The organism is Streptomyces sp. NC-S4 (assembly GCF_054353315.1).
Window position 1 is genome coordinate 47,924 of sequence record NZ_CM135937.1, and the last position, 23,245, is coordinate 71,168.

The following is a 23,245-nucleotide window of genomic DNA, read 5'->3' on the forward strand; positions in this document are numbered from 1 at the left end:
ACGGCCGGGCGGGGCAGCTCGGTAGTTCCGGCTTCCGGGGTCGCGTCCGGCCCCGACGGGGTCGGGGCTGCCCGGCTGGGCCGGGGTGGTGCTGGCACCACCCCCGATACGGGCACTGGGGGGATCGTCCGGTGGGCCGGGTTCTCGGAGGATCGGGGTGTACGAATCGCTCCGACCGGGGGACAACTCACATGCACCTCTTCAAGAAGCCCGCACGGTGGGCGACGGCCGCCGCGTGCGGGCTGCTCGCTTTCGCCGCCCTGCCCGCCCCGCCGGCGAGCGCCGCCGGGGCGAAGGGCGGCGCGCCGGCCGTGCCCGCACGGTACGCGCAGCAGCGACTCGACTGGCAGCCGTGCCAGTCCGGTGCGCTGGAGTGCGCCTCCATGACGGTGCCGCGCGACTGGTACCACCCGGGCACGGGGGCGGACCTGACCGTCGCGGTGTCCCGGCACCGGGCCGCGGACCCCGCCGCGCGGCGGGGCACGCTGATGATGGCGGCCGGCGGTCCGGGCGCCTCGGGGCTGGGCCGGCCGGCGGGGCTGGCTGCGTACTCGCCCAAGCTGGCGGCCGCGTACGACGTCGTCGGCTTCGACCAGCGCGGGGTCGGGGCCAGCACACAGGTGCTCTGCTCCGACCAGGACGCGGTGGACGCCCTGTTCACCAGCGGCGACCTGCGCGACCGCTCTCGCCGGGCGGTGGACGCCACCGTGGACCGGGCGCGGAACTTCGTACGGGACTGCGAGCGGCGGTCGGGCGATCTGCTCCCGTACATCACCACCGACCAGGCCGTGCACGACATGGACCTGTTCCGGGCGCTGCTCGGCGAGTCGAAGGTGTCCTACTACGGACCTTCGTACGCCACCTTTCTCGGCGCCTACTACGCAACCGAGTTCCCGCGCCGGGTCGACCGGGTGGTGCTCGACAGCAACGTAGGTTTCACGGGCAGTTGGGAGAAGTTCCTGACGGGCCAGCCGATGAGCTTCCAACGCCGGTTCGAACAGGACTTCCTGCCCTGGCTCGCCGCGAACGACGCGACGTACCACCGGGGCCGGACCGCCGAGGAGGCCAAGGCCTCGTACGAGCGGCTGCGGCGCGCGCTGGGCGAGCACCCGCTGGACCTGGAGGGGACGACGGTCACCCCCAACCACCTCGACGCCGCCGCCACTTCCATCATCTACAGCGGCGACCGCTTCCCCGATCTGGCGATGCTGCTCGATGTCCTGGAACACCCGGAGGCGGCTCCGCCGGCCGCCCGCAAGACCCTGGCCGAAAAGCTGAAGCATCCGCTGGGGGCGCAGTTCGCGGCGGACTTCTTCTCCGTCGTCTGCCAGGACACCCCGTGGAACCACGACAGCGACTTCTGGGTCCGCCGCAGCGCGGCCGACAGCGCCGCGTACCCGATGATCGGGGCCCGTGAGCTGACCTTCGCCTCGGTCTGCGCCGCCTGGCCGCGCTCCCGGGCACCCAGGGTGCAGGTCACCGGGCGGGGGCTACCGCCGATCATGATGCTCAACTCGCTCCACGACCCGGCCACTTACTACGAGGGCGCGCTGCGGGCCCACCAGGGGACGGCCGGATCCCGGCTGATCACCGTCGGCGGCGGCGACCACGGCGTCTACCAGTCGCACAACCCCTGCGTGGACGCGTACGTCGAGGGCTTCCTCGTCGACGGCCGGATGCCGACCGAAGATGCCTCGTGCGAGGGCAAGCCGCTTCCCGACCCGGCCTCCGGCCGGTAGGTCGTCTCTTTCGGATCTTGCCGGTCAAGCCCGCGTCGTCCGGTGCCGTGCATCGGTGCGGTCACGCGGTGTCAGCGGATTGGGGCGCGCACGGAGGCGTGTGAGGATCCGCCCGTGGAATGCGATGTGTGTGGACAGGCGATGTGTCGGCTTCCTGGATTCCGCACAGCGCCCTGTCAAAGATGCCGAAGGCATGGGATATAAAACTGCCGGACGTTGGTTACACATGGGTCTCCGAATCGACGGAGGTCTGTCATGCCCCCTTCGCTGCAACAGCAGCAGGACCGTCAGGCCCAGCATCGCCTGGCGGTCCTGCGACACGCCGAGGAAGTCACCGGGAACGTCGCGTTGACCTACCGCTATTACGGCATCAGCCGTACCTGCTTCTACAAGTGGCTGCACCGATACCAGGACGAGGGCCCCGAGGGGTTGCGGGATCGCTCCAGCAAGCCCCACCACTGCCCCCACGCCACCGAGGCGGACATCGTCAACAAGATCGTCTACCTTCGGCAGCGCTATCACTTCGGCCCGATGAAGATCAAGATGTATCTCAAGCGGTAACACGACATCGACATCGCCTGCTCCGCCGTCTACCGCATCCTCAAGAAGCTCGGGCTGAGCCGGCTGCCGGCCTCCCAGCGCTACAAACGGCACGGGACACGCTACACCCGCTATGAGAAACAGCAGCCCGGCAACCGCGTCCAGATCGACGTAAAATTCATCGAACCGATCGGCCTCCCGCAACAGGCCTCAGCCGCGGCGCCGGTCCCCACAACCCTGCGCATGCGCCGGCGGCGCGCGAAGTACTACCAGTTCACCGCCATCGACGACTGCACCCGGCGTCGGGTCCTGCGGATCTATCCACGATGTGACCAGAAGACCGCCGTGCAGTTCCTCGACTACGTCCTGGAGCGCCTGCCGTTCCGCGTCGAGGTGATCCAGACCGACAACGGAGCGGAGTTCCAGTCCGCCTTCCACTGGAACGTCCTCGACAAGGGCATCGCCCACACCTACATCAAACCGGCATCACCGCAGCTCAACGGCAAGGTCGAACGCTCCCACCGCATCGATGCCGAGGAGTTCTACCGCATGCTCGACGGCATCGTCATCGAATCGGTAGTGCTGTCCGTACGCCGTCGGGGCAGGCCGCCGCAGGTGGTCACTTACATCTGATCGCCGCCCGAGCGAGGAGATGGTCACGCCGCCCTGTCCCGGTGGGCAGCGGGACGGGGCTCGCTCGTGGCCCCCAGACCTACACCGATCGCTGCGAACCCGGGCCCGTTGGGGAACGCACCCAGCTGCGGATCGCTCTGGACCAGGTACTGACAGGACGTGCGGACGGACCTCTCGTTTCGGCGTTCGAGCACATCAGCCCGGATCTGGGTGAGTACGGAGGTCAGCTGCACCAGGTTCGGGCCTACGACAGGTTCATCGCTCTGATACGGGCGGAGATTCCGAGAGGGCCCCGGGACACGCACGGCTGGACGGCTGCGCGAGGAGTGTTCGGCGCGGAGCCCGATTCCGCGGGTGCCCGCTGAACCTCGGGGGCTCGGGCGAGGCTGCCGGACGTCGTCCGGCTTGGCCGGTGCGGCTAGCGGATGTGAGGCGTCGGGTCGGGCGCGGTGCTGCGGAGGTGGGCGAGCGCCTCGCTCGGCGTGAGATTGCTGCGGTCCTTGTCCGCGTCCCAGAGGCGCATGGTCTCGGCCGCGGCATGAGCGAGGTGCGGTGGTAGATGAGCCGCTTCCAGCGTTTCGGCGACTTCGCGCATCTCCGGGCCCCAGCGCCAGGCCCGGGCGGCCACGCTGGGAATGTATTCGCGGTCGGCGAGGATGGCTCCGGGCATGGTGCGGGCCTCGTCGGTCAGCAGATCGCCGACGCCATGGTCGTCCGCCAGGGCGTGGGCGACGGCCGCCAGGGTGCGGGCCGCCTTCTGATAGCCGCCGAAGGCCATCTTCAGGGCCGAGGCGGCCCCGGCGCGGGGGCCCGCGTTGCGGACCTTCACCGCGGTGCCGTCGAAGATGCCGCGCACGAGCTCCTGGTGTTCTTCGGCGCCGGCCAGGTAGAACCGGGCCTCTTCCCCGTTCGCAGGGGGCGGTCCGATGATCGCGCCGTCCAGGACGAAGCTGGGGCCGAGCAGCGAGCTGATGGCGTCCAGGCGTGCGGGGCTGATGGCGTTGGCCTCGATGTAGAGGCCTGCGTATCCGTGCGCGGCGACGGAGCGGGCCACGTCTTCGGCGGCATGTGGCGGGCAGACCGACAGGACGATCTCGCTCTCACCCAGTGCGCCCACGAGGTCGGGGTATTCGGTCAGGCCGGCCTTGGCGGCGCGCTCGTGGGTCGCGGGGCTGCGGCCCTCCGATACCCACAGGACCGTGTGATCGTTGGCGACGGCCCAGGAGGCAAGTGGTGCTCCCATCGATCCCGGGTGCAGCAGCGTGATGGTCGTCAACGGGTTCCTCCGTGCGGCAGGGACAGTGAGTCGTGCTGATGGTGGTCGGCGAGGGCTTCGCGCAGGCCGATGCCGGTGGGGCTCGTGGCTGCCGGGTGTGCGCTGCAGGTGGCCCAGGCGCTTGCGGACACTCTCCGTGCCGCGTCGGGCGTGGACTTGGGGGATGTCGTGGACCTGGTACGCGGCACCTTCCACGTCTCCGCGGCCGAGGCGGGCCAGGGACAGGTCGAGGCGGGCGAGGGACATCTCCCCGAGGCGGCGCTGCTCGGGGGGCGCGCTCTCGAACAGTTCGACGGCTTCGTCGGCTGCGGCTTCGGCGTCGCTGAGGTGCTCATTGCCTCCGAGCCACAGGTGGGTGCTGCTGGCGTAGAAGAGCTGCTTCTCCCGAGGGAAGCCCATCATGCCGCCGGGGAGGTCATCCGCGTCCCTGAGCCGCTCGCGCATGGCGTCGGCTTCCAGCAGGGCTGCCAGTGCGACGGTGGGCTGGTTGAGCTGGCCGAGCGCGCGGGCCCTGATGCTGGCGAGGCGGATGTGGGCGTCCCTTCCTCGGGGACCAGCCCGCGGCCGGCCTCCGCCAGGCGGACGGCGTCTGCGGGACGGCCGTCCCAGTACGCGATCAGGGCCTGCAGTCCACGGACCCAGACGCGCAGGCCGTTGTGACCGGCGAGTTCGCCGCACATGTGGGCGGTGCGGGCCTGGGTCTCCGCGGCCGAGTACCTGCCCGGATCGAAGCTGGCGTTGGCCAGGACCCCGCAGAAGACACCCGCCGCCATGTAAAGGTCGCGGGTCTGGCTGGGGGTCTGTCGGCCCTCCAGCTTCTCGAAGACCCGGTCGCGCAGGGCCCGTACCTCTTCGACCAAGGGGCCTACGGGCCGGTTGGGGTAGGTGGTGACGATCCGCCGGAGGTCGGCCTCCAGCTGTTCCATGGTGTGAGGTCCGACGTTGCTGGCCTCGACACGGGCCGCGAAGTCGGCGGATTCCTCGGCTGCTGCCGTCACGGCGTCCTCCATCGCGGCCGGTTGTTCCGGACCGCATTCTCCAGTACGGACTGCTGCGGCGGCTTCTTCGGCTGCTCCGGCCGGCGCGAAGAGCATCTCCACACCGAAGGGCCTGAAGAGGTGGGCCAGCACTCGCCGCGCCTCACGACGGGGCAGAGTTCGCACATCGTTGTGGGCCCACCGCACGAACTGGCGCTTCTCGATGGTGACCGTGGCCAGGGCTGTCGGCCCCTCCAGCGCGTCGCCGCCTGTTCGAAGCGGGGCAGGAACCGGTCGTAGTCCTGCCAACCGCGTTCGGCGATCAGCTTTTGAAACAGCGTCCGCTCGGAATCGTCCCGCCCACCTCTTCCGGCCGGCCCGGCATCTGCCGGACACCATCACGCTAGGCCAGCAACTCGGCTTTCAGACAGCCCCTTTGGCCTCGGACTCACCCAGGCGACCAACATGACACGGCCGTGTCCGAACACGACCCGACATGACATCGCTAGGGCACTCGTTACGTCACACCGCGGACGCCAGACTTCGGGCCCAGCACTTCTCCCGCTCGCCGTCGAACCTGTCCAAGGTGGCATGCCAGCCGGGACAGCGCCCTGGCTTTCCCCAGCCTCCACCTCCAACATGCCCGTGGGAGTCAACGTCATGGCAGCATCCCCGCACCACCCGGCACCTCGCGGAGGCGACCCGCGCGGACTGCGCCCCCTGCCGTACAAGGGCACCCCGTCCTTAGAAGGTGCGGCATGACCGCGACCCTCCCCTCCGTCCCGCCGGTGACCGCGGACCAGGACGACGAGGCATGGCGCCGGACCCTGCACGCTCGGGTCCGGGCCTACCTGGAGCCGATTCCGGTCAGGCTGGGACAGCCGGACACCTTCGACTTGGTGGTCACGCCCTGGGTGCCCGAGTCGGAGCTGCTGCGTCAGGCGGTGCACGCGATGCAGCAACCGCACGGATGTGGCCCGATCCTGGCCGACCCCGACCACGCCCAGCTCTACTGGGCTGTCCCGCCTGGCACCGCCGCCACCTGGGCGTACCCGTTCACGGCACGCCACGGACAAGGCACCGTGCACCTCCCCGCACCTGCTTGTCACCAGGGTCCGGGCCTTCACTGGCTCTCGCCGTGGAAGCGCACCCACCTGGTGGCACCCCGCGTACTGATGGCGGCCCTCGCCGACCTGCCCCGCGCCGTCGCCGTGCACGCCGCCGAGGCCGCTCAGGCCGCCGCCAGAGCTGCCTCCGTTCCCGCGCCAAGCCAGACGGCGACATCGCCGCCTTCTTTCGGCCGGCACGCCACACAGCGGCCGACGGTCCGGCCGATCCCCTGGGGGACACGGGGAGTGCGCCGGACCAATCCCCGCTCCGCCCGCCCGCCTCCCCGCGACGGGATCACGGAGCGCCGGCAGGGCCCTCCGCACCGCGCCCCACTCCTCCCCCAGGTGCGTAGGCACCTGCCGCCAAGTACTCGGTGGAACCCACGCGCGCCCGCAGCCGGAGGCCGTTGCCCGCAGGCAGCCCGATCCTGAAAGCTGCCGCCTCGGCGCCGCTGCATCGAGCGTGGCGCCGAGGCGGTCACCACACTTCCCGGCCCAACAGGAACTCCAGGCAGATCCGGTGGGCCCGGTCCCACACGGAGCGAACCGGTGCGGGCCTGATGTCGGAGAGGAGTACGACATGACCGTGCGAACGGAAGCGCGTACGACGCACGCCGCTGGTCCGAGTGCCCGGCACAGGCGCCCGGCAGCGGCTGAGAAGAACTCCCCTGCCGGCGCCCGACAGCTCGCCAAGGCTGTTGTCGACCTGCGCCGTCATGTCCACCCCCGAAGGGCACAGGTCGGGCGCGTTCGCAGATCGCTCGCTGATCAGTAGAGGGCACAAGCACCTGCCTGTATGCCTCCGCCGGGCCTCCGCCGACCACCACCACCGACCAGGACCTTCGATGACCACGAACACCTTCTTGCCCGCCGCGGAGCTGCCGCCAACCCCGACGGACCACAGCGGAATCCGCGCACCCTACGAGATGCGGTCGCTGACCAGTGACGCCGACCGCGCGGCGGCCGCCGCGCTCGTCGAGGATCGCGCCCGCACTCTCGCCGAGCGCGGCATCACGGTTCCCCGGTACCACGCGGCCGCATTCCGGAGCCCCCAGTCGGACGCCGTCGGCCTGTACGAGGACACCGCCGGGGGCGAGGAGACCCGCCTCGCCTGCTTGCTCCTGCACCGCACGCCGGCCCCATCCCGCGGCAAGCGGACGGGCGGGCCGCGATTGGACCTCGCTCCTCTACACCGCCCCTGACCGCAAGGACAGGCTCGGCTGGCTGATCACCTTGTGGATCTCCGACTTTGCCGCGAGGGCGGGAGCGACCGGTGTGTCCGCGGAGGCGCCCTCGCAGTACAAGGGCGACGACACCGGCGGACGGCAGCTGAACCACCTCAGCTCCCTCGGCTGGCTCGTGACTGGTCGCGGGCTCAGCCGGGACGGCGAACGAGTCGCCCGCCTGCACCTGGGTGTCCAAGACCGCGAGGGCCTGGTAGCGCTCATCCACTGCACCGTCGACACCACCCTGGAGGAAGGGGTCCCGCGATGAACGCCGCAGCCGTCCCGATCACGCCCTTGTCGGCTACCTCGACTCCCTCACCGTCGTGGCCCTCACCGTGCACATCGAGGAGACCCTCGGCGTCCCCCTCAGCGACACCGACCTGTTCGGCCCCCGGTTCGCCACGATCAACGGCATGGCCGAACTGATCACGCAGCACACCCGACCCGAGTAGCCGAACCGGTCTCGAAACCTCTTCCGTCACATGCGTATCAACACCGGCGTTTCGGCCACCCCGCCCAGAAGCCGAAGCCGCGCGCCTCAAGGGTGGATGCACCCTGCACGAGGAGCCTTCCTTTCCCCTGTACGGAATCCGCTTCGTCTCAAACACATGTGTTCGACCATGCCGCCGTCCTCGTTGATCCCGACAGCGCCACCTGACCGCAACGCAGCACGGACGAGGAGGAGTTCACCTGAGCGGGTACGACCGAGCAGCCCTGCGGTGGCAGAGGTCTGCCGTCACATCTCCTGCGGCCGAAGTGGCCGGTTCCACAGGCGCCGATCCAACGTCGAGAGGTACAGAAATGCCGCCCGCCCGCTCCGAGATCCGCGACCTCCTGGACAACTACCTGGCACGGCATCCCACTGAGCACGCTCACCTGCAGCCCCTCTTGAAGGCCCTTGACCAACCCGACGAGCCAACGAGCCGTACGACGCTACCCGGGCACATCACATGCAGCGCCGTCGTGATTGACCGCAACCAGCGTGTGCTGCACATTCACCACCGTGCCAGCGGCCTGGCCCTCCCGCCCGGCGGCCACATCGACGCAGACGACCGCACGCTGCTCACCGCAGCGCTACGCGAAGTCCACGAGGAAGTAGGAATCGCCCCCAGTGACCTCTGCCTGACCCGCCAGCTCCGCGACGGCCCGATTGACATCGACGTCCACGACATCGCAGCCCGACCGGCCAAGGGCGAAACGGAACATCAGCACTACGATGTCCGATTCGCCTTCTACCTCGCCGACGGTGTTCCTCCGATCCTGTTGCAGGACGACGAAGTCTCGGGTGCTGCATGGCTCGCCTTCGACCAGGTCACCTCCCCGACGCTGCGCACCAAGCTCATGGCGTCCGGGCTCGACGGCCGCCCCGAGCCGATGAACGCCTCCGCGCTGCTCCATGACGGCAGCGGGCGATATCTGCTGCAGTTGCGCGACAACTATCCGGACATCTGGGAGCCGGGATCGTTCGCGCTTCTGGGAGGCGGCTGCGAACCCCGTGACCGGTCCCTGGAGGACACCGTCCGCCGCGAGCTCGCCGAAGAGGTACCTGGCCTGCAGATCGGGGAGCTGGAGCCGTACGCGGTGGAGGTCGCGACCGGCCTCGACGGACTCGCCGTCCCCATCCAGGTCTTCGCCGGCCAGTGGCGCGGCCACCCTGACACCCTCGATCTCCGGGAAGGCGTCCTGCTCCGCTGGTTCACCGCGGACGAACTACCCCGGCTGCGGCTGAGCCCGTCCACGAGCGAGCTCATCCGCAGCCATGCCGCGCGCGAGGCAGCCACCAGCCCGTGCCCGGCGCACCAGTCCCATGCGGCCGTGCCGATCGTCCTGGGCGTCCACCTCTACCTGGAGGACGAGCAGGGCCGCGTGCTGCTCGGGCTGCGCCACCCCGACTCCGCCTTCGCCGGTAACACGTGGCACTTCCCTGCGGGTCACTGCGCGCAGGAGTCGGCGATTGCGTGCCTCCTCCGGGAGACCCTCGAAGAGACCGGCCTGGTCATCGACCCCGCGGACGTCGAGTACGCGCATACGGTCCATCTGGTCGACTCGCCCGGTGCCAGGCCGTGGATCGGTCTTGTGTTCCGGGCCCGCCGGTGGACAGGCGCCTTGGAGGTCCGCGAGCCGAACAAGTACCTGGCCTGGCAGTGGTGGCATCCGGACGAGCTTCCCGAGCGGATCGTCGCCTACACCCGGGCTGCCGTCGAGGGGGTCACGGCCGGGCGCCTGTATACGGAGATGGGCTGGTGAGGGCGGCCAAGACACCCGGCGCATCCGCCCGTCTGGTCCGGGGCCCGGCCAAGACGCCGCGGCTCTCCCTGCCGCGGCCGACAGCCCGCGCGGTCCGGCGTACGGGCCTGCCGGTAGGGACCGATCAGCGCGAGGGCGCCGAGGAGGAGCTACTTCGTGTCTTCTCCTGTTGATTCCGCAGTGCCGTCTCCGGGCTCCCCGGGCTCCCCGGGCTCCCCGGCCTCGCTGTGGCGGCACAGGGACTTTCGCCGGTACCTGACCGGGCAGACGGCGAGCGTGGCCGGCAGCTCGGTCACCTTGATGGCCATCCCGGTCCTGGCCGTCCTCGAACTCCACGCCACCGCGGGCCAGGTGGCCCTGCTGGCGTTCCTCAGCCAGTTGCCGCAGGCGCTGCTTGCGTTGCATGCCGGCGCTCTCGGCGACCGGTACCCCAAGCGCCGCCTGATGATCTTCGGTGACCTGGCCGCTGCCACGGCGCTGGCGACGATTCCGGTGGCGGCCGCCCTGGACACGCTGACCCTGCCCCAGCTCATGGTGGTCGCCGTCGTGCAGGGTGCGGCGGGGGTCCTGCACGACGCGGCGGCGATCAGCCTGCTTCCGAGCCTGGTCGAGCGGTCCCTGATCCAGAAGAGCAACTCCCGCGTCGGGGCGCTGTTCGCGGTCGCCGCGACCGGCGGCAGCAGTCTCGGCGCAGCGCTGACCGCCCTGCTCGGTCCGGCACGGGCCCTGCTCGGCGATGTCCTCTCCTTTCTCATCAGCGTGTGGTGCACCGCCCACATCGAAAGCCGCGAGCCGTCGCGCGCCCCGGCCGAAGGCCGTCGGCTGCGGACAGAGATCGCCGAGGGCCTGCGCTACGTCCACCACGATCACCGCCTGCGCACCCTGACCCTGGTCAACGCCACGACCTCGTTCGCCCTGGCGATGCTGAACACGCTGTGGGCGCTGTATCTGCTGAGGGTCCTGGAGATGACGCCGAGCGCCTTCGGCGCCGTTCTGGCGGTCGGAGCGCTGGGCGCGGCCGCCGGCGCGCTGTCGGCCCCCGCCCTCGCGCGCCGTTTCGGACCGGGGCCGATGATGCTCACCGCCCTCGGACTCGCCCCGCTCACCCAGATCCCGCTGCTGCTCGCTTCCCGGGGACTGGAGTGGCAGGTCACGATCGGCGCTGTGCTGTTCCTCCAGCTGGCCTGCGCGGGAGCCGCGGGCACGACGCAGCGTTCGATCCGGCAGATCATCACGGTGTCGATCATGCAGGCCCGAATGCAGGCCGTAAGTACCTGGCTGACCTCCGGCGCACGGCCGATCGCAGCCCTCCTCGCCGGAGGCTTCGGGGCCTGGGGCGGAGTGCGGCCCACCCTGATCGGCGGAGCCGTCCTGCTCGTCGTGCCTTTCGCGGTGCTGCTCTCCTCGCCGCTGCGCGGCCTGCGGCACATGCCCGATCCGCCCCTTGAGCCCGCTGGAGCGGAGATGGTGCCCGGTCCTGGCCGGGCGCCCGCCGAAGACACCTGCCGGAACAAGTCGCTGGACGGAGGCACAACGTGAGGACCGAAACCGTCGACGATCCCCGGGCCGCGGATGCCCGGGTCGCGTTGGTGGCCCGCCTCGAAGCCGAAGGCGCCCTGCACCCCGGCCCGGTACGCGACGCCCTGCTGGAGTTGCCACGCCAGGTGCTGATGCCGCAGGGCTGGGTCCGGCGCACCGAGCTCGACGAGCTCCCGGTGCAGTGGCAGCTGCTGGACTGGTCGGTGCCCGCGGACCGGGCGGAGCTCGTGGAGGTACTGCACTGCGGGGAGAGCGTCCTGATCCAGCACAACGGCGAACCCGTTCTGGGGCGGGCAGCCGGCATGCGGCGCACGGGCGGATCGATGACGTCGATGTCGAGTGGGATGCTCATGACCGCGGTCGTCATGGAACAGCTCCGGCTGCGCCCTGGGTTACGCGTCCTGGACGTCGGAACCGGGGCCGCGGTTACGTGCGCGGTCATCGCCCGCGTCTGCGGGGACCGCAACGTGGTCTCCATCGACCGCGACCCGCACCTCACCGAGGCCGCCCGTCACCACCTCGCCGCCCTCAGCCTGCATCCCACCCTGGTCACCGGCGACGGCGAGGCCGGCTGGCCTGCGAAGTCCCCCTTCGACCGTATCTTCGCCTCCTACTCCCTCACCCGGATTCCGGTGCCGTGGCTGGAGCAGCTGGCCCCGGGCGGTATGGCGCTGGCGCACCTGACGACCGGATCGCCGTCCTGGCCGGCGCTGGCCGTCATCTCCAGGGACACGGCCGGGCAGACCACCGGAACACTCCGGCCGGTCCGCTACGGGCACCGGGCCGGCCACGGCCTGGACTGGATCTTCCTCAAGAAGTCCTTCCGGGACCGGATCGCCGCGCGCGAGGGTGCCACCAAAACCCGCAGCCGCCAGGCCCCGCCCCCGGACAGTGCGAGCGGCTTCTGGCTGGCCTTCAACTTCCTCAACCCGGGACTTGTACGTGACGGGGGCGCTGATCATCTGGTCATCGGTGCGCCCGCGTGCGGTTCCTGGGTCGCCGCCCGCCCGGACGGTGGGGGCAGCTGGGAGGTCACATCGGTAGGGCCCCGGGACATCTGGGAGGAGATCCAACACACGGCCATCCTCTGGCAGGCCGCTGGCAGCCCCGGCACCTACGCGTTGCAATTCGGTCCCGACCAGCAGCAGCTCACCGCTGGCTCCGGCCCCCACACCCTCACCTGGACCCTTCCCGCTGCAACCACCCCGGCCAGGCCCTTGAGGGGCGCCTGATGACAAGGTCGCCAGCACCTTCCGGGCCGCCGCAGAGCAGCGCCGGGTCTCGGCCGGAGCGGTTCGAGGAACACATGGCCAAGCTCGGCGGCCCGACGTGCGGCAACAACTTCGACACCGAGGACATCGGGCGGGGGCTCCTGCCGCGCCGCGGCGAGGTCGCCAACGCCTACCTGTGGCGGTCCGGGCAGGTCCGCGGGCACTGCGTCCTGATCCACCGGTGCGGCCACGTCGCCGAACCCGCCCAGCTCCCGGAGCCGGAAGCAGCCGCGTTCTGGCGCGACGCCCTCACCCTGGGGCACGCCATCGAGGCCCTCTACCAGCCGTTGAAGATCAACTACCTCACTTTGGGCAACAAGATCCCGCAGCTGCACAGCCACGTGTTCGCTCGGCGTACGGCGGAAGCCGACCCCGTCCCGGGCGGTCCCCTCCCCTTCGCGGCCCTCGACGAAGGCCGCCAGGACGAGCAGCAGCTCCAGCGCGACGCCACCCGCCTCCGCCTACTCCTCGCCAGCCCCGCCACCTGACCGCACCCAACACCGGTCCGCTCAGCCCTCAGTAACGGAGATACCCCATGACCACATCGTCCAGCACCACGCCACGTACGGGCCGCTGCCAGTGCGGGAACATCCGGTTCGAGGTCGGCGGTGAAGCCGACTACCCCCATCTGTGCAGTTGTACGGATTGTCAGTCTCTGTCCGGTGGCCCGGTGATGGCGTGGGTCTCTTTTCCCCTGGACACGTTGAAGTGGACCGGTGCCGGGGGTGAGCCGAACTGGCACAACACGTGGCCGGACTCCCGCCGCGGCTTCTGTCCGGCATGCGGAAGCCAGCTGTGCGCGCTGGACGACGGGGCGGACAGCATCGCGATCACGTTGCCGACGCTGGGGAATCCGGCCGACCTGGTCCCCGTCAACCAGAGCTACCGGGAGAACGCTGTGCCCTGGCTGACACCCGTTCCCGACAACCGCACCCGCTGAGACCCGCCCCCGGTGCGGCGGGCACCACCTCCGCCGCGCCCCCTGTATGCCGACGCCCTGCTGATCGGAGAAGCACGTTGGCACTGTTCGATTCTCTGGCTGGCGACTACAGCCGCTACCGCCCGGGCGTTCCCGAGCCAGTGGTCCAGCTCTTGGCCGGCGCCTTGGAGGGCATTGCGGCGCCCACGCTGGTGGACTTCGGTGCGGGAACGGGGCAGGTTGCCCGCGCCATGCTGCCCGTCCTGCCGGCCGGTTCCCGGCTCGACCTCGTCGATCCGGACCGGGGCATGCTCGCTACGGCCGTGGAGAGCCTGCTCCCTGACCTGGGGCCCCGCACGGCCGTCGCGCACGTGATGGCGGCGGAGGAGTTCACCCTGGTCCCCCCGGGCGGCCAAGCCGATCTGATCACGATCTGCCGGTCCTTCCACTGGATGGACCGACCCGCGGTCCTGGCCGTCGCCGACCGGATCACCACGCCCAGGGCGGCGGTTGCCGTCATGGGCGACGGCAGCCTCTGGACCCACGACTCGGACTGGACCTCAGCGCTGAAGGACCTCATCCGCTCCCAGCTCGGCCCGGACCGCCGCGCAGGCACCACCGGCACCTACAGCGAGCCTGGCCGCCGCTACGAGGACGACCTGGCCCAGTCACCGTTCAGCGCGGTCACCGAGCATCGCTTCCCCCTCACCCGGACCTGGACCCCGCCCAGCGTGGTCGGCTACCTGCGCTCCACCAGCTTCGCGCGGGCCGACCTGTTCCCCGATCACGCACGCTTCGAGGACCAGGCCCGCGCCCTGCTCGAAGAGCACGCCCAGGACGGCCTGCTGCACGAGGAGTTCGTCTTCACCGTGCTCCTCGCCCGCCGGCCCGGAGCCGGACAGTGAGCGGCGGGACGCGGCACACCGTACCGGTCGAACCCTGGCCGGTGGTCCGGGAAAGCCCGGCTGGTCATCGACATGGCTCGCGATTCCGTGAGCGGGATCGCCTACGCACTCACGGTGATCCCGAACTGGTCGAACGCGGCCTGTGAACACCGGCCCGGCTGCACGGCGAGCACGACGAGTTCCCCTCATCGACAGGAGAAGCCCGGTGAACCCCGACACCACACCGCCCCGTACGCCCGAACCACCCGACGCCGCCGTACGGCCGACGGTCCGCGCAGCCACGCCGGCCGACGCCGAAGCGATTTCCCGGATGCGTTCCGAGCACGTCCTGTCCCGGCCGCTGACCGAGGAGTGGGTCCGGCGGACCGCGGACGAGCTGGCCCACCGGCTGACGCCCGCAGGAGATGCGCGCGCGTTCGTCATCGATGCGCCGGACGGCACGATGGCCGCCTGCGCCCTCGGTCTGATCGCACCGGTGCTCCCGGCGCCGTCCTACCCCCGGGGCCTGGCCGCCCGCGTCCATCTGGTCGCCACCCACCCCGGCCACCGGCGCCGCGGCTACGCCCGCGCTGTGGTCGGCGTCCTTCTCGACCACCTCGCCGACTTCGAGAATGTCACCCTGTTCGAGCTGCACACCAGCTCGCAGGCCGCACCCCTGTACCGGGAATTCGGCTTCGCCGGCAGTCCCGCGCTCATGCGGATGACCCGCCTCAGCCCATCCACCGCAGCGGCCGAAGCACAGCCTGACTCGACATGGGTGCCGCCGCTGCAGTACGCCGACTCGCTGCCGCGGGCGACCGCTTATGTGTGCCTCTACGTCACCGACGAGGACGACCAGCCGCTGCAACTGCACTCCGTCTACTCGCCCAGCCACCCCTGGCACATGATCGGCGGCGCTGTGGATTTCGGAGAGCGGCCCTGGGATGCCGTGCTGCGGGAGTGCCGCGAAGAGACCGGGATGACCGCCGTGGGTCCGCCCCGGCTGCTGGCCACGGTGTACGGGCAGCCCCGGGCGCAGCGCCCGTATAGCACCCTCCAGCTCGTGTTCGACGGGGGGCGCCTGACCGAGGCTCAGATCCGGGGCTTCACTCTCAATCCGCGTGAGCACGACGAGATTCGGATCCTGCCGCTTGAACAGTGGCGGGCGCTGATGCCGGCCCGTGATTTCACGCGGCTCCATGCCGTGGCGGAGGCTCGCCGCACCGGGGTGGCCGCGTACGTCGACACCTGGGGGGACGCATGAGCGCCACATCGTCTCGATGTCCGACCGGAGGGTCGCCGCTGTCCCCGTCCACGGGTGCGGCAAGTCCCTCGTCGATGTTCGCGTGCGCAGTCCGAGGGTCGACGGCCGCCGCGCTGTGCAGCCCCCTCGAACTGCCCTGACACCGGCCACCCGCCTTTCACGAACGAGGAGCGATCTGTGGGATTCACCCGGACCGACTGGTCCGAGCACTACACCGGCGGACAGAACTTCCGGCGACTCGGGGAGGAGGAGAAGGTCCTGCTTGCCGAGCACGCCCCGGCGCCCGACGGCGGGCGCGCGCTCGACGTCGGCTGTGGCACCGGCGAGATGGCCGTCCACCTCGCCGGCCTCGGGTACACCGTCGACGCGGTGGACTACGCCGAGGGCGCGCTGGAACGGGCCCGCTCGGAGCACCCCGACGCGAAGCGGGTGCGCTGGCTGTGCCTTGACGTCGAGGGCGACGACCTCGCCGACCTGGCCGAGGACGGCTACGACCTGGTCGTGCTGCGCCTGTCGATCGCCTTCGTCCGGGACCGTGCCCGGGTCCTTCGGCTGCTGTCCGCGCGCCTGCGCGAGGGCGGGAAGGTCATCGTGATCACCCCGCACGCCGAGCACACCGCTGCCGAGCGGCGCAACGTCGCCCTGGATGACGCCGAGCTCGACGCGCTCACCGCCGGGTTCGAGGAGGTGACGCGTTGCGACACGGAGGGTCTGGCACTGGTGGTCCTGCGCGGGCCGGGAGTGTTCCGCTCGCAGGAGAAGGGCCGCCCGGAGCCGCAAGCCGTGTTCGGGGCGGCGGCGGTGGTCACCGACGCCTCCGGGCGGGTGCTGCTGGGCCGCTCCACACGCGGTATGTGGGAACTGCCCGGGGCCGGATCGACAGCGGTGAGTCCGCACCCGCCGCGGCCGTGCGCGAGCTGCAGGAGGAGAGCGGGCTCACGGCACGGGTGGAGGACGCCCACCTCCTCACCATCCTCCACGACGACCGCGCGGACGTACGCCGCGTCACCGCCGTTGTCCGCGTCACCTCCTGGGGCGGTGAACTCGGCCTCCCTGAACCCGACCGCTTCGTCCGCTGGGAATTCCATGACCTGCACCAGCTGGCCAGCCTCGGACCGATCTTCGCTCCGACCGCTGCCGCCCTGGGCGCGGTATGGCCGGGTGTCCTGCCCGACCTGCCCGCGGTCCACTCCTACCCAGGGGCCGACCTCGCCGGGCCGGTTGCCGGTGAGCCGGCCGAGGCGGTGCGGCTGCGCGAGCTGATGGCGGACACCGTGATCGCGCAGGGCTGGGCCCCCTCCCCGCGGGTACAGGCCGCGCTGCGGGAGGTCCCCCGCCACCGGTTCCTGCCTGAAGTTCCCCTGGCCACCGCCTACCACGCCGACCTGGCCGTGGTCACGGTCCGCGAGGAGTCCCGGACGGCGGTCAGCTCGGTCTCCGCGGCGTGGCTGCAGGCCGACATGATCGAACAGCTCCGTCTCCAGCAGCCGCCGACGGCGCCGGCCGAGAGCTGGACGACGGTGCTTGAAGTCGGATCGGGCGGCTACAACGCCGAACTCATCGCCCACGTCGCGGGCCCCCGCGGGCGCGTGGTCACGGTGGACGTGGACCCGTACGTGGTCCACCGCACCCGGCGCCTGGGAGCCGAGGCAGGCAGCGGCCGCGTCACCGCCCTCCTGGGCGACGGCGGCCTCGGCGCACCGGACCACGTTCCCGCTGGCGGATTCGACGGCATCATGATCACCCACAATGCCTCCGACATCGCCCCTGCATGGCGGGAGCAACTCGCCCAAGGAGCGCGGCTCGTGGTGCCGCTGGAAATCGGAGGCTACACCCGCTCCCTGACCCTGGAACGTCGTGGTGACGTCCTGCACTGCGAGCACTGGACGCACTGTGGATTCGTCCGGGACCGAGGGGCCGCCGGCCGCACCACCCCGCGCGTCGCTCTGGCCGATGGCGAGGTGACCGTCCGGTGGGAGGACGGCGAACCCGGCGACGCGGACGGCCTCGACGAGGCGCTGCGTGGCCCCCGGCATGAGCGGCCCACCGGCGTCGTCGTCGCCGGGAACTTCAGCTTCGAGACCCTGCAGATCTACGCCACGACCGTGCTGGCCGGATTCTGCCGTCTGTCAGCACGCAAGGGATCCGCCCTGGTCACGCAGCAGGATGCGGCCGCGATCGTGGCGGACACGTCTCTGGCCTACCTGACCTACCGCACCGTCAAGGACGCCCCCACGGCCGCCGACCGCCGCAGCGAGTTCGTCATCCACGCCCACGGGCCGGCCGCCGACGAACTCGCAGAGCGGTTCGCCCACTGCGTACGCACGTGGGACACCCAGGTGCGCGAGAGCGGCTACCCGACGATGACCGTTCACCCCGCCGGCACCCCGGACGAACTCCTACCGGACGGCGCCGTACTCGACAAGCCCTCCGCGAGGCTGGTCCTCGCCTGGCCCGGAAACGACGCCCTCCGCCGACCGGTGACCACCTCCGTGCTTCAGGGGCGGCGGCGGTGATCGTCTGGATCAACGGCCTGTTCGGAGCCGGGAAGTCGACCCTCGCCGCGGGCCTGAACACGGCGCTACCCGGATCGGTGATCCCCGAGGACATCGGTACCCTCCTGCGCCAGAGCATGGCTGGCTACCACCGACAGCAACGCGACCACCAGGACTACCCGGCCTGGAGGCACCTGACCGTCCGCCTCGTCGCCGAACTCCACCAGCTCACCGCAGGCCCGGTCATCATCCCGATGACCACCTCAACGAGAAGTACGCCCGCGAGCTCCATGCACCGCTGTCCCAGCTCGGCACCGGCTTCCACCACCTAGTACTCCACGCCGGCCAAGCCCCGCTCACGGCCCGGGTCGACAAAAGCGTCGAGTACCCCGAGGACGAGGAGCGCAGCGAAGCCGTCCGCGCCCACCGCCGTCGGCACACCCCCGACTACCAGCGCGCCGCCACTGCCTGGCTGCATGTCGGCGCGCACGTCATCGATACCAGCACCCTCACCCCCGGGCAGACCCTCCAAGCCACCCTCGCCCACCTTTTCCACGCCACCACCTGACCGGAGATCCACCGCCGTGACCACGCTCACCGCTCCGACCGTCCGCCTGGGCACCCGCCCCAGCCCCATGGCCATGGAGCAGACCACCCGCTTCGCAGCCACCTTCCGCACCCTGCACCCGAACGTCACCCTCGACATCCACACGATCACCAGCGAGGGCGATGCCCACCGCGGGCCCCTGTCCCAGATCGGCGGGAAGGGGGCCTTCACCCGCCGCGCCGACGAACACCTTCTCGACGGCCGCGTCTCAGCTACCATCGCCTGCGCCAAGGACCTGCCCAGCGCGCATGACCGGGCACCGGGCATCACCGTCGGCGCCGTCCTGCCCCGGGAGGACCCCCGCGACGTCCTCGTCATGCCGGCCGACCATCCGCCCACCGCCCTCGCCGACCTGCCGCCCGGCACCCGGGTCGGCACCAGCGCACCCCGCCGTACGGCACTCCTGCGTGCCCTGTACCCGAAGCTGACGCCGGTGCCGATCCGCGGAAACGCCGACTCCCGCCTCGCCCGCCTGGACGCCGCAGAGCTCGGGGCCGACGTGATGATCGCGGCGCTCGCGGGCCTGCGGCGCCTCGGCCTCGCCGACCGGGCCTGCGAGGTCCTGGACCCCACCGTATGGCTGCCCGCCGCAGGCGCCGGAATCATCGTCGTCGAGCATCGCGCCGAAGACACCGCCACCGGCGAACTCCTCGCATCGCTCACCCACCCCGCCACCCGGATCCTCCTCGACGCCGAGCGGGCCGCCCTCGCCGGGCTGCAAGGCGGCTGCCTCACCGCAGCCTCCGCGCACGCCACCCTCGACGAAACCGGCCGCGTCACCGTCCACGCAGCCGTCCTCAACCCCACGGGCGGCCCCGCCCTGTACGCCGACGCCTCCGGCCGCGCCGAACAGGCAGCCGAGATCGGCCTCGACACGGCCCGCACGCTCCTGGACGCGGGCGCAGCCCGCCTCCTTGCTGTCACCCCCGAATAGGCCGCGTACGAGCAGGCGGGGCGCCTCCTCCGGGCTCCCCTGCCGCTTGCTCCCCTACTTTCCTGATGGAGAAGGTGATGAATCAACTCTTCGCCCCGCCCCGCACGCCAGCCGAACAGCAGCGGATGCGACAGGCGCACCAGGCCGCCGCGCGAGCGCTCCTGCTGCCCGCCGCCCACGGACCCGAGTCCTGGGGGTGGCAGGGACGCACCCTCAGCCGCCGCGCCGGCAGCCGGTGGCTGCGCGTGGTCTCCCAGCCCCAGGACAAACCCGTCAGCAGGCTGTGGGACGGCGCGGCAGCCGCCGACGCCACCTTGCCGCGGGCCATTCCCCGCCCGCGGCTCGTGGACGTGATGGACTGGACCGCAGGCACCCACCGCTACCGGGCCGAGGTGTCCGAACTCGTCCCCTGGCCGGTCCTCCAGCGCGGCGGCCCCGTCCTGGAACACGAAGCCGGCCCACCGGACGTATGGTGGAACGAGCTGCGCGGGGCCCTGACCGCCCTGACGGCCGTCTGCACCGACCGCGTCGCCGTCCGCCAGGCCTGGATCGACCGGAACTTCCCCACCTTCCTCGGCATTCCCCCCGTCCAGATCACCGCATGGGTAACCGGACATGCGGACCTCCACTGGGGAAACCTGTCCGCCGACCACCTGGTGATCTTCGACTGGGAGTCCTGGGGCATGGTTCCCCACGGCTACGACGAGGGGCTGCTCCACGCGTACAGCCTCGCCACCCCACGCACGGCCGCACGGGTCCGACAAGAGTTCGCTCACGTCCTCGACACCCCCCACGGCCGGATCGGTGAACTCGTCGCGCTCGCCCAGCTGTTGCAAGTCGCCGACCGCGGCCACCACCCCGAACTGAAAGGCGACCTCGAACTGCGGGCGCAGCACCTCACCCGACACCTGGTCCCATAGCTGCCCGCGACCCGATGCGCCAGCGGCAACCAGCAGCCCCAGATTCCCCTACAGCGGAGTTCATCCCATGCGAAGGCCCCTCCTCGTCACCGTCACAGGCCCCCCTGGCTCCGGGAAGTCCACCCTCGCTCGCGCGCTCGCCGCCGAGCTGGGCTGCCCCGCCATCCTGCGCGACGAGATCAAGCAGGGAATGGCCTCGAACCTCGACACCCCACAGACCGATACCGACCACCTCAACGCCCCGACCATGGAGGCTTTCTTCGCCACGCTGGGCGTCCTGCTCCGGGCGCAGGTCACCGTGATCGCCGAAGCTGCCTACCAGGACCGTCTCTGGCGGCCCGGTCTGGAACCCCTGACCAAGATCGCCGACCTGCGAATCATCCGCTGCCCACGCCCCCGCGCAGACCATCACCGAACGGATCATTGAACGCGCCACCCGCGACCCGCACCGTACGGCGCACGCCGACGAGCAGCTCCTCACCGCCATCTCCACAGGCGCCTACGACCCAAAGACCTTCACCGGAATCTCCCTCGACGCGCCCACCCTGCTCGTGGACACATCCCGCGGATACCACCCCGCCCTGTCCGAGATCACCGCACATGTGCAACTCCGCTGACCATCCGGCCTTCAAATCCCAGTCACCCCACCCGCGCTGGCCACCGACACCCGGCCCTTCGCCCCGATGACCGGTTGAGCCGGATGGCTCCCAGTCCCCGCGCAAATCCGAGAAAGGTCCCTCCATGCCCCCGTCCCCCTTGCCGCCCCTCTGGCAGTTCTGGCACACCCCGACGATGAAGTCCTGCTCGACGGCGGTGTCCTCGCCCAGTACGCGGCCGCGCGCGCGGCTACCGCGGTGGTCACCGCCACCTGGCCCCCGACAGCCCCCGGGCTCCCGAGCCCGCCGACGCGCTCGCGATCCTGGGGGCCGGGCAACCCCGGATGCTCGGGTACGCCGACGCCCGGGTTCCCCAGTCAGAAGGAAGCCTGGCAAGCCGCGACGCGAGCGGATCCAGACGTACACGCTGCAACAGCTGCAACCCCCCGGCTACGACGAGTGGCTCAGCATCGGCTCCGACTTCACGGCCGACGCAGCCGCTGCCGACTCGCGCCTCGACGAGGACGCGGTCGACCTGATGAACCGCTTTGCGCGCGCTTGAGGCCTCCCTACCGCGGGATGATTCCCATGCAAACGGTGCGACTCGATATGGCTCTCGACCATGGCGCCATCCCGATCAGCAAAGGCGACGACGAGCACGCTGCTCTCATCCCCATGGAGGAGATCGCCGCCCTGATGGGTGCCGACTCCAGCGGCCATGACATCCGCGAGAGCCTGCGCCGACTGCACTCCGTCGGCGCGTTCCTGGTAGAGGAAGCCGCCGACGGAGTTCCGCTGGTCCGCATCGTCAGCCAGCCGCCGCAGCACCCCGGCGACCCATGGATCCTCCACGGAAGCACCGAGGACGCACTCGTGCCATCGACCCATCCCCGCCCGCCCTGACGATCTCCCCGCTGACGAGTTCGCAGCATTGGCGTTCATCAGGGCACACATGTCCCGGGGCACCGAACCGCCCGCCGGCCCGCGCTGGCTCCGCGTGGTCTGCGCCGAGGCCGGCACCGAGGGCGGCACCCTCCGGGACGGCCCGTCCGCCTCCCGCACCCTCCCCGCCTCGGTGCCACGCCCCGAGCTGCTCCGCATCCGGGACTGGACCACCGGGGCGTACGCCTACCAGGCCGAGCTGTACGCCTTCGTCCCCGACCCGATGGTCTCCCCGCGTCCAGTCCTCGACGAGGACCCCGGACTGCCCGAGACGTGGTGGAAGGAGATGACGGCCGCCCTGGACGCCCTCGCCGACGTCCCGCCGCCGGCGGACCGCGAGGCCGTACGGGAGGAGTACCTGTGCCGCGTCATCCCCCAGTTCACCGACCACCAGGTCGACGACGTCACATGGACCACCGCCCACGGCGACCTCCACTACGGCAACATCACCCGCGGCCCGCACATCCTGGACTGGGAAGGATGGGGCCGCGCCCCGTACGGATGCGACGCGGCCACCCTGTACCTGTACGCACTGCTCACCCCCGAAACGGCCGCCCGCATCCGGACCGAGCTCGCCCCCGTCCTGGACCGGCCCGAGGCACGCACCGGACTGCTGACCGTCTGCACCCAGGTCCTCCAGGCCCAGGACCGCGTCGACTTCTACGCCGAGCTCGCCGACCCCGTACGCGAGCACCTGGCCCACCTGTAGCCGCGCCCGCGCCTACGCAGAGTCGCCACGCCCCGCAGAGCTGCGCGATCGGTCAGCTCCAGACCGGGGACCCGGTCCGCGAGTCGTGGACGGCCAGCAACACCCACCACTCGCAGGGCGCGCACCATACCGGGATCCTGCGTGACGGAACCGTACGGGCCGTCGCCTCACCGGGTGACGGCCCGTACTGCTGCGCTGGTACTTGGCCGCTGACGACCGCGACGGGCACGGTTTCCAAAGGGCAGATCCGGGCGGGCCGACCCACCACGGGGCTGCACACGCGGCTGCCCGCCGACGCCGAGCGGATCGCCGGAGCGCGGCTTGACGGTGAGGTCGAAGCGACCCCCAGCCCGGCCACGACTGAGTGGCGCCGACGGACGGTTCGCGTTCCGGTGAACGCAGCAGGGCCCCGCACCGA

At 70.9% G+C, this 23,245-nt stretch carries 20 protein-coding genes and 5 pseudogenes; 22 read left to right on the forward strand and 3 right to left on the reverse strand.

All coding sequences use genetic code 11. The features are described 5' to 3' along the window. Positions 1-191: 191 nt before the first annotated feature. A complete protein-coding gene (locus ACXNSR_RS00280; RefSeq protein WP_458640088.1) occupies positions 192-1,739 on the forward strand; it encodes an alpha/beta hydrolase in 1,548 nt (515 codons plus the stop codon). Between the two features lie 255 nt (positions 1,740-1,994). After that, positions 1,995-2,852, forward strand: a pseudogene (locus ACXNSR_RS00285) (helix-turn-helix domain-containing protein); the annotation flags it as partial. A gap of 478 nt (positions 2,853-3,330) precedes the next feature. Here the strand turns inward: ACXNSR_RS00285 and ACXNSR_RS00290 are convergent. Further along, entirely contained in the window at positions 3,331-4,632 is a 1,302-nt protein-coding gene (locus ACXNSR_RS00290) for an NAD(P)-dependent oxidoreductase (RefSeq protein WP_458640089.1), read from the reverse strand. Next, the gene (locus ACXNSR_RS00295; protein WP_458640090.1) at positions 4,587-5,186 is read right to left on the reverse strand and encodes a hypothetical protein; all 600 of its coding nucleotides are present in this window, start codon (positions 5,184-5,186) and stop codon (positions 4,587-4,589) included. The genes ACXNSR_RS00290 and ACXNSR_RS00295 overlap by 46 nt, the downstream gene beginning before the upstream one ends. Before the next feature lie 1,933 nt (positions 5,187-7,119). Between ACXNSR_RS00295 and ACXNSR_RS00300 the strand changes: the two genes are divergently transcribed. The 14 genes and pseudogenes from ACXNSR_RS00300 to ACXNSR_RS00365 all read left to right on the forward strand — a co-directional run bounded on the left by ACXNSR_RS00300 (position 7,120) and on the right by ACXNSR_RS00365 (position 18,451). Further along, positions 7,120-7,476 (forward strand): hypothetical protein, encoded by a 357-nt coding sequence (locus ACXNSR_RS00300; protein WP_458640091.1) that lies wholly within the window; start codon positions 7,120-7,122, stop codon positions 7,474-7,476. A gap of 73 nt (positions 7,477-7,549) precedes the next feature. Next, complete coding sequence (locus ACXNSR_RS00305; RefSeq protein ID WP_458640092.1) at positions 7,550-7,768, forward strand: hypothetical protein; 219 nt, start codon at positions 7,550-7,552, stop codon at positions 7,766-7,768. Positions 7,769-7,817: 49 nt separating this feature from the next. Further along, positions 7,818-7,952 (forward strand): annotated as a pseudogene (locus ACXNSR_RS00310) (hypothetical protein); the annotation flags it as partial. Between the two features lie 511 nt (positions 7,953-8,463). Continuing rightward, on the forward strand, positions 8,464-9,747 hold the full coding sequence (locus tag ACXNSR_RS00315) for an NUDIX domain-containing protein (protein ID WP_458640093.1): 1,284 nt from the start codon (positions 8,464-8,466) through the stop codon (positions 9,745-9,747). A gap of 180 nt (positions 9,748-9,927) precedes the next feature. Beyond that, positions 9,928-11,286: an MFS transporter gene (locus tag ACXNSR_RS00320; RefSeq protein ID WP_458643513.1), complete on the forward strand. Its 1,359-nt coding sequence runs from the start codon at positions 9,928-9,930 to the stop codon at positions 11,284-11,286. Next, on the forward strand, positions 11,283-12,518 hold the full coding sequence (locus ACXNSR_RS00325) for a protein-L-isoaspartate O-methyltransferase family protein (protein WP_458640094.1): 1,236 nt from the start codon (positions 11,283-11,285) through the stop codon (positions 12,516-12,518). The genes ACXNSR_RS00320 and ACXNSR_RS00325 overlap by 4 nt, the downstream gene beginning before the upstream one ends. Before the next feature lie 74 nt (positions 12,519-12,592). Further along, positions 12,593-13,045 carry an HIT family protein gene (locus ACXNSR_RS00330; protein ID WP_458640095.1) on the forward strand — a complete coding sequence of 151 codons (453 nt, stop codon included), beginning with the start codon at positions 12,593-12,595 and terminating at the stop codon, positions 13,043-13,045. A 47-nt stretch (positions 13,046-13,092) separates the two neighbouring features. Next, positions 13,093-13,497: a GFA family protein gene (locus ACXNSR_RS00335; protein ID WP_458640096.1), complete on the forward strand. Its 405-nt coding sequence runs from the start codon at positions 13,093-13,095 to the stop codon at positions 13,495-13,497. A 77-nt stretch (positions 13,498-13,574) separates the two neighbouring features. Next, a complete protein-coding gene (locus tag ACXNSR_RS00340; RefSeq protein WP_458640097.1) occupies positions 13,575-14,381 on the forward strand; it encodes a class I SAM-dependent methyltransferase in 807 nt (268 codons plus the stop codon). Positions 14,382-14,586: 205 nt separating this feature from the next. Then, on the forward strand, positions 14,587-15,624 hold the full coding sequence (locus tag ACXNSR_RS00345) for a GNAT family N-acetyltransferase (RefSeq protein ID WP_458640098.1): 1,038 nt from the start codon (positions 14,587-14,589) through the stop codon (positions 15,622-15,624). A gap of 327 nt (positions 15,625-15,951) precedes the next feature. Further along, positions 15,952-16,194: pseudogene (locus ACXNSR_RS00350) on the forward strand (class I SAM-dependent methyltransferase); the annotation flags it as partial. A gap of 338 nt (positions 16,195-16,532) precedes the next feature. Further along, positions 16,533-16,673, forward strand: a pseudogene (locus tag ACXNSR_RS00355) (methyltransferase); the annotation flags it as partial. Between the two features lie 195 nt (positions 16,674-16,868). Beyond that, positions 16,869-18,140, forward strand: coding sequence for a methyltransferase, FxLD system (gene fxlM, locus ACXNSR_RS00360; RefSeq protein ID WP_458643514.1), 1,272 nt, complete (start codon positions 16,869-16,871; stop codon positions 18,138-18,140). Further along, entirely contained in the window at positions 18,137-18,451 is a 315-nt protein-coding gene (locus tag ACXNSR_RS00365; protein ID WP_458640099.1) for an AAA family ATPase, read from the forward strand. Before fxlM ends, ACXNSR_RS00365 begins: the two co-directional genes overlap by 4 nt. On the opposite strand, the gene ACXNSR_RS00370 is transcribed toward ACXNSR_RS00365, so the two are convergent. After that, entirely contained in the window at positions 18,448-18,717 is a 270-nt protein-coding gene (locus tag ACXNSR_RS00370; protein WP_458640100.1) for a hypothetical protein, read from the reverse strand. The genes ACXNSR_RS00365 and ACXNSR_RS00370 overlap by 4 nt on opposite strands. Here ACXNSR_RS00370 and hemC point away from each other — a divergent pair. The 6 genes and pseudogenes from hemC to ACXNSR_RS00400 all read left to right on the forward strand — a co-directional run bounded on the left by hemC (position 18,704) and on the right by ACXNSR_RS00400 (position 22,827). Next, the gene (hemC, locus tag ACXNSR_RS00375; protein ID WP_458640101.1) at positions 18,704-19,660 is read left to right on the forward strand and encodes a hydroxymethylbilane synthase; all 957 of its coding nucleotides are present in this window, start codon (positions 18,704-18,706) and stop codon (positions 19,658-19,660) included. The genes ACXNSR_RS00370 and hemC overlap by 14 nt on opposite strands. Before the next feature lie 77 nt (positions 19,661-19,737). Beyond that, on the forward strand, positions 19,738-20,580 hold the full coding sequence (locus tag ACXNSR_RS00380) for a hypothetical protein (protein ID WP_458640102.1): 843 nt from the start codon (positions 19,738-19,740) through the stop codon (positions 20,578-20,580). A gap of 67 nt (positions 20,581-20,647) precedes the next feature. Then, the gene (locus ACXNSR_RS00385; protein ID WP_458640103.1) at positions 20,648-21,007 is read left to right on the forward strand and encodes an AAA family ATPase; all 360 of its coding nucleotides are present in this window, start codon (positions 20,648-20,650) and stop codon (positions 21,005-21,007) included. Positions 21,008-21,302: 295 nt separating this feature from the next. Continuing rightward, a pseudogene (locus tag ACXNSR_RS00390) lies at positions 21,303-21,556 on the forward strand (PIG-L family deacetylase); the annotation flags it as partial. A gap of 229 nt (positions 21,557-21,785) precedes the next feature. Further along, the gene (locus ACXNSR_RS00395) at positions 21,786-22,079 is read left to right on the forward strand and encodes a hypothetical protein (RefSeq protein ID WP_458640104.1); all 294 of its coding nucleotides are present in this window, start codon (positions 21,786-21,788) and stop codon (positions 22,077-22,079) included. Between the two features lie 49 nt (positions 22,080-22,128). Further along, entirely contained in the window at positions 22,129-22,827 is a 699-nt protein-coding gene (locus tag ACXNSR_RS00400; RefSeq protein WP_458640105.1) for a protein kinase family protein, read from the forward strand. Positions 22,828-23,245 lie beyond the last annotated feature (418 nt).